Origin of the sequence: Edaphobacter bradus, from assembly GCF_025685645.1 — a bacterium.
GTDB classification, from domain to species: domain Bacteria; phylum Acidobacteriota; class Terriglobia; order Terriglobales; family Acidobacteriaceae; genus Edaphobacter; species Edaphobacter bradus.
This window is the reverse complement of the sequence record NZ_JAGSYF010000002.1, coordinates 1341392-1354384: the sequence shown is the minus strand read 5'-3', so window position 1 is coordinate 1354384 and position 12993 is coordinate 1341392. Positions and strand designations below refer to the sequence as shown.

Here is a 12993-nt window from a genome sequence, read left to right as displayed (position 1 = left end):
CCGGAGCGAAGCGGAGGCGTCGCACTCACATCTTCTTCCTGATCGCCTCGCTCCACGTCTCTCGCGCACCCGGCTCCATCGTCTGAGCCACCCTGAGCGCTCTGGCATAAGCCGCGTGTGCCTCCGGTCCGCGCCGGGCCGCTGCGAGCGCATCGCCCAGCGCCATTTGTGTCTGCAACGCATCGGGAGCAATTGCAACCGCCTGCTGTGCCTCAGCCAGAGCCTCGTCTTTCTTCTGCTGCTTCAGCAACTCAGCCGAGCGCAGCACATGACTCATCGCGGAAGCCAGCGGAACATGAAACCCACCCTCAAAGACAAGCACGCCATCCTGGATCATCGCCGACGGCTTCAATCCCTGAAACTCGCGATACGGATTCATGACATTCGACCCCGCCTCGAACCACGTCAGATCGCCTGCACTGAGAAACACAGGCCCCTGGATTACCGGCGGCACCGGATACTGCATCTTCGACCAGATCGCGTCCGGCGTAGGCAGCGGCCTGCACGGAATCCCATAGTCCCGCGGCCGCAAAAACGGATCGGCAAAATAAGCGAACCAGCACTCCTTGATTCCCTTTTCATCTGTGTACTTCTTCACGGCAAGCAACTGCTGCGCCCAGTCCGTATTCGAGTCCGTCAGCACTTTGTGAGTCTGCGAAGGCCCTCCCCACAACTCGTTCGAGTAGGCCATGTAGTTCGGATAAGCCCGCGCCGTCGAGACGACATGCGCCATCAGCAGCACACCCACAACCGCGGCCCATCCTCTGCTCCATCCGTGTGTCTCTGCTCCGCTGCCACGCTCAATCCACGCCCAGCAGCCTCCCGCAGCAAAGACGCACAGAAACGCGTAAACCGGCAAAATATGCCGCGCGCCGATGTTCAGGCTCGAGCCCATCGCCACCCACAGATACACACCCGCAGGAACCAGCACGAACAGAATCTCGCGCCAGCGGCGTAGCTTTCCCGCAGCTAGGGCCGCAAACGCCAGCAGCGCCAGCGCTAGGAACCCAAGCGTTGATTTGATCACCAGCACAGCCGGAAAGTAGAACCACACTCCGTGGTCATACACTCTGCCGAAGATAAAGCTTGGCATGCCGTTCGCCATCGCCCGCACATCAGCCAACCCGTACAGATACGACTCCGGCAGAATATGTAACTTGGAAAGAAACAATATCCCCTTCGCTTCCACAGCCTTCAGCGGATGGACATACTCTGCCAGCGAAGGATCGAGCCGCAGCGCACCCGGCCGCGCGTCGTAGCGGAAGCCGTAGAAACCCCACAACACCACAACCGCGATCCCGGCCATCGCGGCAAGCGCACGGCACAACCGCACAGCGCGTCTCGCCCGAGTCTCATCCACAGCGACTCCACTCTCCGGAAACCGGAAAGCCACCTCCGCCGCTGCCAGCAGCCCCACCATCGGCAGCAACAACACGGCCGAGTGCTTCGTCGCCAGCGCCAATCCTGCGGCCAGCCCCGCAACCACCATCCGCCCGACAGACGGCGATTTGCAGTACCGATAGAACGCATACACCGTCGCCAGAAAGAAGCACGACACGCCGACGTCGGTCGTCACCAGCGCACAATGGGCCAGCACATTCGGCTCAAACACCAGCAGCGTCAACGCGAGAAAACCCGCTCCAGCGCCGAACATCTCCTGCGCCGCAAGAAAGACCAGCAATCCTAACAGCATCGCGACGATTCCCGTCGCCATCCGCGCGCGAAACGTCAGCGTCTCCGCACTATACGCAGGCCCGCTGCCAAAGAGCATGTCGCGCCCATCCAGATACGCCTCATCCTTGAAGAAGCGATGCTGGTCGGCAGGCACATGTAGTGGAAGCCCCAGCAGAGGCACGGTCGCCAGCATCTTCATCAGCGGAGGATGCTCCGGATTCAGCCCATAGTCATGCGTCTTCCACGACATGTACCCGGCAAAGATGTGGTCGCCCTCATCCCACGTCAGCGACTCCTGCTTCACCACAGTGACAAACTGCAGCGCAAACACCAGCAGCAGAAGCGCCACCCCACCCACTACAAAACCACGACGCGACCACAATCTCATACGCGCCATAATAAAACGATTTAGGCCATCTCCGTCCAGTGTCGCGGCGCATGTTTGATTAGCCCCGATCAACGAAACAAGGCCGGTCCCGCTACGCGTTCAATCAATAAAAATAAAACGGCGGAGAGCATAGGCTCTCCGCCGCTCCTCTAAGACAGAGGAAAGGGTTAGAAGTTCAGCTTCAGAGCAAACTGCCCGAAGCGACGTTCGTCGTTCGCGCCATTGTTTGCCCCGATACCGCCCTTGGAAGCAAGAATCGCGTTGCCGCCGTTGGCAACGTCAAACTGGCTCTCCTGGAGGTACAGGTTGTGATGGTTGAGAATGTTGAAGCCCTCGGCGCGGAACTCCATGTTGAACCGCTCCGTAAGCTGGAAGGCCTTGCTGACCGACGCATCGAACTTCCACGCGCCAGGCCCGCGGAAGGCGTTGCGTGCAGTCATCGTCGCCGGGTACGGACCCCAGTCGGAGTATCCAAGAAGAGCCGGATTTCCCCAGGAGTTCGCGTCCGGCAGGTTTCCAAGCACGTAGGTGTTGCCGCCAAGATTGCCCGCAGTCCCACTCAGTGGGTTCTTGAACGTCCTTTGCGAAACCACACCCTTGGGAGTGTAACGGACATAGTTATAGCCGGAGTCGTTGTTGGTGCTGTCGTAGTAGGTGAACGGTGTGCCTGTGCGCACCGTATAGATCCCCGTCACCTGCCAGCCGCCGAACGCCTCATTCCTCAAGCTGCGCTTGCTGCCCCCAAAGTACGGAGTACGGTACATAGGTGCGAGGACGAGGCGGTTCCGGACATCGAGGTCGCTGTTGCCGCGATCGAGCGCCGGGTTGAAGGGGTTCGTGTAGCCAAGGTTGAATGCGTTGCTGTTGGCTGATGTCTCAGAGAAAGTCGAGCTCAGGTCGTCCAGCGTGTGCGAGTAGGTGTAGTTCGCCACAACGCTGAGGCCTGTGTGGTGCAGGTTCGTGCTCTGGAACTGAACGTTCATGCCCTGGTAGTACGAGTCGCCGTTCGATCCACGATTGTTGATGTTGGAGTACTGCGGGTTCAGCCGCGTGAGCTTCTGATACACGGACCCTGTCGAAGGATCGATGCGTCCCTTCGGATCGGTGACCGGATCGCCAAGCATCGCGTTGCCGCTGCCCAGCCCGTTGTAGTTCTTGATGTCGTACAGGTGAAGGCCACGCGAGCCGGTGTACTGGAGAGACACGACCGTGTTAGGAGCAAGCTGCTGTTCGATCGCTGCGCTCCAGAACTGCGTCTGCGCGGTGCGGATGTTCTGGTCGACGTTCCGGAGGCTGGTTGGAGGCAGAGGAACGTTCCCCGAAGCGCCCCCAAGCGGACCCGCGTTGTTGCTCGTCACGGTCGTGTTGTTCACAACCACAACCGCATAGTTCGGGGGGTTCTGGATGATGTTGAAGGTGACGTTGCCAAAGTTACGCTCGTAACTGATGCCGTAGCCGGCGCGGAACGAAGTCTTTCCGTTGCCGAAGACATCGTAAGCGAAGCCCACGCGAGGAGAGACCGTGCCATACTGCGGCTTCCACAGGCCGCCGCCGATTGGGCTCTTCGGGCTGGTGTAAACCTGACCCGAACGGATCTGCGCTGCAAGGCTCGAACCCTGACCAAAGAAGAAGTTTGAGTCCAGACTGCGGTTGTTGTTGTGCTGCACGCCGAAGTACTCGTACCGCACACCGTAGTTGACCGAGAGCTTCGGAGTCGCTTTCCAGGTGTCCTGTGCGTAAGCTGCCCAGTCGTGGAAGCGGTCGCTGCGGGCGAAGCTTGGGGCTGACGCCGGCAGATTGATGGAGCAACCCGGAGTCTGCGTCAGGGCGCCCGAGTACGGGTCCTTCACGCAGGGCAGTGCGCCGTTCGGATTGACTGCCGCCTGGAACTGATACAGGTTTCCGTTCTGCAGCGCCTGAAGTCCCTGGGGCAGATTCTTTCCAAGCGTCTCGCTGGCCTGTGCGTAAGCGCCGTACGCGTTGTTGTCCTGGATGTAAAGGATCTGCGCACCATACTGCGTGGCGTGCTTCCCTTTCACAAACGAGAGATCCTCGTTGATCTGGACCGTGTTCTGCGGACCGCCGTACGGAAGGCCGCCGTTTCCAGGATTCGTGTCATAGAAACCGGGAAGCGTAATGTTGGTGCTCGTTCCCGGGATCTGTGCGTTCGACGACACGATGAGCGTCGGCACATTCTGCAGAGCAGTGTTGTAGGAGTTGGAGGTGTTGAAACGGCTGAAGCTCGCCTTCGTAATGCTCGAGAGGGACGGACTGAACTCGTGCGCCACATTCAGAAGATAGGCCGAGTTCTTCAAGCTCTCTCCGACGTTGTACTGAGCGTAGGGAGAATTGAACACGGAACCCGACTGATCGATCTCGTTGTAGTCAACCCAGCGGAAGAACATCTGCGTCTTGTTGCTGAAGTTGTAGTCCACACGGCCCACCAGGTTGTAGGTGTTCTGCGGAACACCACCACCCGCGTCCGCAGGAGCGTTGTAGCCGACGATACCGAACGCCGGCGTCGATGCCGGTACTCCGCTGATGCCTGCTGCGCCTGCCGAGACCGTGCTGATGTACTTGGAAGGAGCATTCGTGCCGTACTTGCTGAAATAATCCTGGACATTCGGTGCGCTGAGCGCCAGGAACTGCGGCGTCGGAATTGCACCCTTCAGGCTCGCAGAGCTGCGAACGCGGGTCCATTCTCCGCTTCCGAAGAAGAAGAGCTTGTCCTTCAGGACCGGGCCGCCCACCGCGAAACCAAACTGGTTGCGTGTGTACGTTCCCTTGGGGAGGCCAGTCTGCGCATTCGTGACCGTATTGGCCGTGTAAGCCGAGAGCCGGTTGAACTCCCATACCGTGCCATGGAATGCGTTGGTGCCTGTTCTCGTCGTGACGTTGACGACTCCGCCAGAGGCGCGGCCGTACTCAGGACCGAAGTTGCTGGTGACCACCCGGTATTCCTGCACAGCGTCGACAGGAACCTGAATTCCAACCGAATCGCCAAAGACGCTCATATTCTCCGCTCCATCCAGAAGAATCTCGGTTCCGCTGGAGCGCTGGCCGTTCAGGCTGAACCCGACGCCGCGATTGGTGGAATTCTGGGACCCACCGCCTCTTCCATTGCTGTCCGGCGAGGAACTATCTCCACTGGAGACGTTTCCGGAAAGTGCAACGAAGTCGTACGGATTGCGGGTAAGGCTGGGAAGCTGTGAGATCTGGTCATGGCTGACGACCTGCGAAAGCTCCTGGGTCGTCGTATTCACCTGAGCGATACCATCGGCAGCAACCTCCACAGTGGTCGTCGCCTCACCCACCGTCAGCCTCACGTCAACGGTCAGCTTTCCGCCTACCGTGACCTCGACCTTGGATACAAACCGGTTGAACCCGGCCCCTGTCGCGGACAACTCATACAATGCTGGGGAAAGACCGGTGATGACATAGTCTCCAGCCGCGTTCGTCGTCACGCTGCGAGTAGCATTCGTGCCAAGGTTCTTGACCACGACCTGGGCGCCGGGAATCATAGCGCCAAGGGGGTCGGTTACCGCTCCGGCGATCTGGCCAGTCTCCTGCGCTCGTGCCACAGGAACCAAACCCAAAATGATCGTCAGAACCACACTCAAGAGAAGCGATGCTTTTTTTTCAAAGAGCCCGCCGAACATTGTTCGGTTGATACGTAACAAGGGGAGTTCTCCAGTCCTGGGTTATTACAAAAAAATCACTCCGCTGAAAGATTTCAACGAAAAGTTACAAGATGGTAACGATCAAGCAACTCAGTGGCCAAACAGGCCCATTGGTGACAAAGGGCTTATTTCCAGGGATGAATGGCAATTCATATTATTTTTATAGAACAATCCCGAATTTCATAACTACGACGCATCTCTGGCTAGAGCGTCAGTTACCGGAGCAGACTCAAAGCTAAAGCCGCACTCCTCACCCTCTCGGTTCTCGGCTTCTACGCGACCGCCATCACTTTCCACCGCGCTCACGGACCTTGTTGGCCTGCCAAACGCAAAAAGAATGGGGAGGTCATAACGACCTCCCCATGAGTTCTGGGACACTGCTGTTTTTCTTCTCAGAAGGTGAACTTCACCGCCAGACGAAGCGTGCGTGGCAGCTGATACGACAGCGGCTTGCCATACAAGCTGTTGATCGTAATTGGCTTGCCGTGCTGGTTGTTTTGGCCGTTTAGGCCGTTCAAGGCATCGCTCACACTGTACGGATGCTCCGCAGCCGCGTAGAACGCCGTGCCTTTGGTGAGGTTCAGTCCACCAGGCTTACCGTACTGCGTGCCTCCGCCGTAGGTCGAATCAACCTGCTCGTTCAGCGCGGTGACCGAGTGCTCGTTCAAGAGGTTGGCAAACGTCGCCGTGAACGACAGCGCCTTCGCCTCGCTGATCTTGTAGGCCTGCTGGAAGTTGAAGTCCGTCTGGTTGTACCAGGGCATCCGGAACGTAGTCGGATTTCCAACCGTGACAACTCCAGTGCTCGCGTCCTGGGTGATGTTCGCCCACTTGCCACGGTTGAAGACCTGCACCGGGAACGCGTTATAAGGCAGACCGATGTCCATGTAGGTCGTGTTCGGCGAACCCTCGTAGAGCGTCTGGAAGATACCGAGGTCTGTCGTGAACTTCCTCAGGAAGCCAAGCTCGTAATAAGCGTAGCCCTTGAACGTGTTCGGACGGTCCGTCGGCAGCAGGCCGCTGGACGAGCCTCCCATCGAGTTGTACTGGAAGTACGGCTCGTCGAAGGCGCGGCTGTTGTTCGGAGAGTTACGGCCACCAACTCCGCCATCCGAGATATCCGAGCTCGTCAGGCCGGTGTAGTTGCCACGGAGGTGGCTGTACGTATACGAGACAAGGCCGTACCAGTGGTCGCTCATCGCCTTGGTGACGCGGAGCTCCATGCCGTCATAGCTGCGAGCAGCCGGAACCAGCTGGTTGGGAGGCGTCTGCCCGTTCGAGGAGGCGCAGCCCGAGGGGTCCGAGCCATACAGGAAGTTGCAGAATCCCGTATAGTTCGAGGCAACGTCCTGACCGGGGTTCACCACAACGAAGGTCTCGCCCACAATCGGGTTATAGATCGCGGCGTCTTCAATCACGTGATCGAGACGGCGCCGGTCATAGCGGGCCTCGAACGCAATGTTCCGCGAAACCTGATAGTCCACGCCGAAGACCGACTCATGCTGACGGTAGGGCTTCAGGTTGGGAGCAACACCTTCCTGCAAGGCGCTGCAGGTCGAGCAGGTCGTCGGAAACGCGCGATTGTTCAGGTTTTCGATAAACGTCAGACCGGCAGGCGTCTTGCCGCCACCGAAGTTCGCCTCGTTCGTGGCGTCCGCACCACTGCAATAACGATGGTTGCTGTCGAACGCAAGGTTGATCGAGCCCAGATCGGAGGTATTCAGGGCATAAGCGCAATTCTGCCAGTACTGGCCACCGAACGAGCTGATCGCGAGGTTGAGCTTCATCTGGTCATAGAACACGCCATAGTCGCCGAAGACCTTCATCTTGCCGTTCCGGAAGACGTCCCAGGCTGCGCCAAGACGGGGAGCGATCTTGTCCGTCCAACTGAAGTTGATCGGCTTCGCCGGAGCTCCGGCGCCAACAGCCTCACCCGGCAGGTACTCCTTGTCGAACCGGATGCCGAGATCAAGCGTCAGGCCGTGACCAACAGTCCAGGAGTCCTGGGCGAACAAGCCATGGTTGTAGCTGACCGCGTGGCCGCCCGTACCGAAGTCGTATGCAATGATGTAACCGTACTGGCCACCGCAGTTGCCGTTGTACTTCGCTTCGAGCGTGACGCAGACCGCATCTCCTTGGGGACTTCCGGCGGAGTAGGACTGGTTTCCAGCGAACACCTGGAAGTAAGGCACGTTGTTGGTCTGGCTGATGATGTTCGAGAGTCGGTTCAACTGATAGCCGAACTTGAAGTTATGCGTCCCAGCCCATCCGCTCTTGAAGAAAGCCACGTCCTGGTCGAACTGGACTCCCTTGCTCGCGTTGTAGCCCGTGTAGTTCGGATTCAACGCGATGTTCTGTGCATTGAGACCCTGCTGCAAGGATGCCGGCAACGGCTTGCCGTAGGCGTCGGTCGCGCCGTCGCTCGACAAACCGCTTGTCTGATAGATGTAGGCAACACCCGTCCGCGGATATCCGAAGTCGTGGTAGTTCTCAAAGTAGTAGCCGAAGCGCGACGTCGACACAATGTTATGCGTCAGCGTGATGTCCGCGCCGGTGTTCACCGTCAGATTAGGAGCGACAAAGCCCAGCGAGTGAGCATAGACCGAAGGATCGTTGCCCGCCGAGGTATTCACGATGCCGTTTGAGGAGTCGCGAAGAGGAAGGTTCTCGCCATTCTGGCGCTGCAGCTGATAGAGCCACGAACCGAAGACGCGAATCCGCTCCGAAACCTTGGCGTCAATGCGAGCCGTCGTATAGTAGGTGTTCGTGTTCTGGCTGAAGGGAAGGATTCCAAGACCCTGCGAACTGTAATCAACCTTGCGCGCCACCCTGTTCAACTCGGGGTTGAAGCCGGCGAAGAAGAACAGGCGATCCCGCATGCGCGAGGAGAACGGAAGCAGCGGCCCACCGACGGTAAAGCCAGGGAAGACGTCGCTGAACTTGTCCTGCTTGTTCTTGTAGCTCACAAAGTTCGGGTCAAGCTTACCCCAGCTGGTCGGGGTCTGCGAGGCCGAAGGATCTAACTCTGACGTCGGGCTCGGACCCGCGTCCATCGCCTGGGTCTCAAACTGCGTAAACACGGACCCGTGATAGTGCGTCTCGCCCTTCTTCATGATGACGTTGACGACGCCGCCGAGCGAACCGCCGTGCTCAGCCTCAACGCCCGAACTCTTGATCTGGACTTCCTGAATGAAGTCGAAGGGAACGTTGGTGTGAGAGTAGCCGCCGATAAGGTTGGCCGTCTCCTGGCCTTCCACAAGGTACGAGTTCTCCGAGTCGGAACCGCCCGCCACCGAGTAGCCAAATGAGTTTCCGTTGCTGCCGTTGCCAGGAGAGACGCTGCCGCTCCCGTTCGTCGTCGTGTTGCCCATCAGCGGCTCATTGCGCGCCGCCGGAGCAAACTGAATCACCGACTGGTACGAACGCCCGTGCGGAACCTCCTGCACAACGTCCTGCGTGATGTTCGTCAGGGTCGTCGTCGTTGTAACGTCGATCGCGGGAGAGTCAGTGTTCACCTCGACCACCGTCTTCTCCGCGCCGACCGTCAGCGTCAGATCGACCGAGGGGAGGTGGCCCACCTCCAGAATCAGTCCCTCACGCTTAAGCGTCGTGAAGCCCGCAGAGGAGACCGTAATGGTGTACGGTCCGGGCGGAAGGTTTGAGAAATGGTAGTAGCCCTTGTTGTCGCTCGTCGTCGCCTTGCCGCCCACTAGCGATGGGCTGGCTACTGAAATCTCGGCATTGGGAACGACTGCGCCTGTGGCATCCTTCACGGTGCCTTGCAGACCCGCGGTTGTTTCCTGACCAAACAGGAATGTGGATGCGAATAAAATGCAGACACTAAGGATATAGAGCGGAAGCTTCCAGGACCTCAGATTCATGAAGAGCCTAAAGGCAATTCAGCCTCCAAAATCATCTAATACCGGATACTAACCATAAAGCACCTATTTACATAAACTTATACATATAAAACAGGCATGGGCTCAGGAATTAATCTACAAACAAACACAGAGCAACCAAGCTGTAACTTGTGACCAGCAGTCATATGCAAGGGACGAACCGCCCAAAACCAGGGACGAACTGAAAATTTCCTTTAGACCCAAACTCTCGCGGCTAGTTGCGCCACAAAGGTCGTAGGAGCAAAATACTTTCGAATTACCTCACTAAAGACTCCCGCGAAGCACCCTCCAGCCCAATGAACGTCAATTCATATCGTTTTTTCAGCAATCTACAGAAAACAGAATACTTACCGGAATCTCCCTCCCCAGTACACACGAGGATTCCCTCGCCGAGCTGAACGCCCCCACCGCAAAGACCCTCTATAATAGATAGACGTACATGGCAGACGATCAGAATCCGCAACTCCCGCTAGGCCCCAACTCAGACAACCCAAACGGCTCGGACGGCTCCAACGTCCAGGGTCCGGGCGCGGCCTTGCTCCTCCCCGTCAATATTGAAGACGAGATGCGCCGGTCGTATCTCGACTACTCCATGTCCGTCATTATCGGACGTGCGCTCCCTGACGTCCGCGACGGCCTCAAGCCAGTGCATCGCCGCATCCTTTACGGCATGCAGGAGATGGGCCTCCAGTTCAATAAGAAGTACACCAAGTCCGCCAAGGTCGTCGGCCACGTCATGGGTAACTACCACCCCCACGGCGACTCCGCCATCTACGACACCATGGTCCGCCTGGCCCAGCCATTTTCCCTCCGCTACACCCTCGTAGACGGCCAGGGCAACTTCGGCTCCATCGACGGCGACCCACCCGCCGCCATGCGGTACACCGAGTCGCGCCTCACCCGCATCGCCGGTGAGATGCTCGCCGACATCGACTCCGACACCGTCGACTTCGCCCCAAACTACGACGAGTCCGCGCAGGAGCCCACGGTCCTCCCCGCGCGCATCCCCAACCTCATTGTGAATGGCTCGGGCGGTATCGCCGTCGGCATGGCGACCAACATCCCGCCGCACAATCTCACCGAAGTCATCAACGCCTCCATCGCGCTCATCCAGAAAGAAAAGTCTGACCACCGCGCCGACATTGCGCTCGTCCTCGAGCACGTCAAAGGCCCCGACTTCCCCACTGGCGGCTACCTCTACGGACGCGCCGGTATCGCCCAGACCTACAACACCGGCCGCGGACGCTTCATCATGCGCGCCAAGGCCGCCATCGAGAACGTCTCCGGCGGACGCCAGGCCATCATCGTCACTGAGATTCCCTACCAGGTCAACAAGTCCAAGCTCATCGAGCGCATCGCCGAACTCGTCAACGAGGGCATCATCACCGACATCGCCCGTGACGACTTCCGCGACGAGTCCGACCGCGCCGGAATGCGCATCCACATCGGCCTCAAGCGCGGCGCCGAAGCCCAGATCGTCCTCAACCAGCTCTACAAGCACACCCAGATGCAGGAGAGCTTCTCGATGATCTTCCTCGCCGTGCACAACGGCCAGCCCAAGGTCCTCCCGCTCGACCAGGCCATTCGCGCCTTCCTCGACCACCGCATCGAAGTCGTCCGCCGCCGCACCGCCTTCCTCCTCGGCAAGGCCCGCGACCGCGAGCACATCCTGCTCGGCTACCAGATCGCGCTCGACCACCTCGACAACGTCATCAAGATCATCCGCCAGTCGGCATCGCGCATCGAAGCCCGCGAGAACCTCTTCAGCTACTTCTCCAACAAGCGCATCAACCTCCGCGGCACCGAGCTCGCCGGAGTCTCCCTCGACCCCGCGAAGTACAACGTCGACATGACGTACTCGCAGACCGGCACGCTCATCCTCAGCTACCGCCAGGTCGACGCTATCCTTGAGCTGCAGCTCTACCGCCTCACCCAGCTCTCCATCGACGAGCTGCTCAAGGAGCTCAAGGAAGTCCGCGACAACATCGCCGAGTTCGAGTCCATCCTCGCCTCCGAGAAGAAGCTCCGCAAAGTCATCGTCAAGGAGCTCGAAGAGGTCCGCGACAAGTACGGCGACGAACGCCGCACCCAGATCCTCGACGAGACCACCGAGATCCAGCTCGAAGACCTCATCGCCGACGAGCAGGTCGCCGTCACCGTCTCCCACACCGGCTACCTCAAGCGCACACCTATCTCCACCTACCGCCAGCAGCGCCGCGGAGGCACCGGACGCCTCGGCATGAAGACCCGCGAAGAGGACTTCGTCGCCCAGCTCATCGTCGACTCCACACACGCCTACCTGCTCTGCTTCACCAACACCGGCCGCGTCTACTGGCTCAAGGTCTACGAGATCCCCGACGTCGGAGCCGCAGGCAAGGGCAAGGCCATGGCCTCGCTCGTCGCCCTCCAGCCCGGCGAAAAGGTCGTCACCATCCTCGGCATCCGCGACCTTACCGAAGTGGGCAAGTTCATCTTCTTCGCCACCCGCAACGGCACCGTCAAGAAGACCCCGCTGCCCGACTTCTCCAACGTCATGGCCCGCGGAATCATCGCCATCGGGATCGACAAGGACGACGAGCTCATCGGAGTTCGTGTAACCGGCGGCGACGACATCGTTCTCCTCGCTACCCACGAGGGCATGGCCGTGCGCTTCTCCGAGGCCTACGACGCCGAAAAGAGCGGAGGCCTCCGTCCCATGGGCCGCAACGCCGCCGGAAACAAAGGCATCACCCTCAAGAAGGACGACTACGTCATCGGAACCGCCGTCACCCCATCCCCCGAGTACCGTGACAAGCGACGCGACGAATTGGCCGCCGAGAAGAAGCTCACCGCCGAACTCGTCAAGGTCCGCGCCGCCATCGCCGCCGCCTCCGAAGCTCTGCAGGAGGCTCGCGAGGCCTCCGACAGCGACAAGGAAAGCGAGCAGGTGAAGGCCGCACGCCGCAAATACGACGAAGCCTACGAGAACCGCGACAAGCTCGACGAAAAGCTCGGCCTCAGCCCCTGCCTCATCCTCTCCGTCTCCGAAAACGGCTACGGCAAGCGAACCAACGTCGAAGAATATCGCCTTACCAACCGCGGAGGCTCCGGCGTCATCAACATGAAGACCACCCCGAAGATCGGCAAGGTCTCCAGCATCAACCTCGTCGACGAGACCAGCGAGCTCATGGTCATCAGCCAGTTCGGCAAGATCATCCGCATCGACACCAAGTCCATCCGAGCCGCCGGCCGCTCCACTTCAGGAGTAAAACTCCTAGACCTCGACGCCGACGACAAGGTAGCCGCCGCCGTAGTCATCCCACCCGACGAATCCAAATCGGAACCGGAGACGGGTACGCTGCTACAGTAAAAG

At 59.2% G+C, this 12993-nt stretch carries 4 protein-coding genes; 1 reads left to right on the top strand and 3 read right to left on the bottom strand.

The features are described 5' to 3' along the window. Nucleotides 1–25 precede the first annotated feature (25 nt). From OHL16_RS11760 to OHL16_RS11750, 3 genes are all read right to left on the bottom strand, one after another. On the bottom strand, nt 26–2062 hold the full coding sequence (locus OHL16_RS11760; protein WP_263367317.1) for an ArnT family glycosyltransferase: 2037 nt from the start codon (nt 2060–2062) through the stop codon (nt 26–28). A gap of 167 nt (nt 2063–2229) precedes the next feature. Continuing rightward, nucleotides 2230–5676: a TonB-dependent receptor gene (locus OHL16_RS11755; protein WP_263367455.1), complete on the bottom strand. Its 3447-nt coding sequence runs from the start codon at nt 5674–5676 to the stop codon at nt 2230–2232. 458 nt (nt 5677–6134) lie between these two features. Further along, nucleotides 6135–9515 carry a TonB-dependent receptor gene (locus OHL16_RS11750; RefSeq protein ID WP_263367316.1) on the bottom strand — a complete coding sequence of 1127 codons (3381 nt, stop codon included), beginning with the start codon at nt 9513–9515 and terminating at the stop codon, nt 6135–6137. Between the two features lie 565 nt (nt 9516–10080). Here OHL16_RS11750 and gyrA point away from each other — a divergent pair. Next, on the top strand, nt 10081–12990 hold the full coding sequence (gene gyrA, locus OHL16_RS11745) for a DNA gyrase subunit A (RefSeq protein WP_263367315.1): 2910 nt from the start codon (nt 10081–10083) through the stop codon (nt 12988–12990). The last annotated feature ends 3 nt before the right edge of the window (nt 12991–12993 follow it).

What these genes read in the sequence shown, in the direction of transcription:
- OHL16_RS11760 (WP_263367317.1), bottom strand. Translation starts at nt 2,062, where the DNA reads ATGAGATTGTGGTCGCGTCGTGGTTTTGTAGTGGGTGGGGTGGCGCTT.
- gyrA (WP_263367315.1), top strand. Translation starts at nt 10,081, where the DNA reads ATGGCAGACGATCAGAATCCGCAACTCCCGCTAGGCCCCAACTCAGAC.